The sequence below is a fragment of the Niallia sp. HCP3S3_B10 genome, from assembly GCF_052064465.1.
In the GTDB taxonomy this organism is placed as follows: domain Bacteria; phylum Bacillota; class Bacilli; order Bacillales; family Cytobacillaceae; genus Niallia; species Niallia hominis.
Window position 1 is genome coordinate 1 of the sequence record NZ_JBQHVO010000170.1, and the last position, 364, is coordinate 364.

General features: G+C 38.2%; 1 protein-coding gene. It reads right to left on the minus strand.

What is annotated here, in order from left to right:
* A partial coding sequence (locus ACTNDN_RS25065; protein ID WP_441132593.1) for a DDE-type integrase/transposase/recombinase occupies positions 1 to 364 on the minus strand: 364 nt, incomplete at both ends.

The following is a 364-nucleotide window of genomic DNA, read 5'->3' on the forward strand; positions in this document are numbered from 1 at the left end:
CCTTTCTACAGAGGTAAATTCGGAACCCTCGTTCCTGCTTATATGCTTGAAATTCCCCTGTTAAAATTATATCTCCGGCATTTTCACTAACGGTTATCAAATGATCTTGATCATAAACAATTTCCTTCGGAATTCCTCCAAAGAATTGAAATGCTTTTTCATGACAACGTATGGTATCCCTAGTGGTAAAAGGTCTATCAAGCCATTCCACATATTTATAACGAGAATTAGAGAGTACAAAGGTAATAAAATATAGTTTAACAGGCTTTTTTCCCTGATTCTTTACGGTTATTTCTCCCCAGTCGACCTGAATTTGTTGCCCCATCGGTAGTTCCTCCACAGCTTCATGATCACGTACACGAAC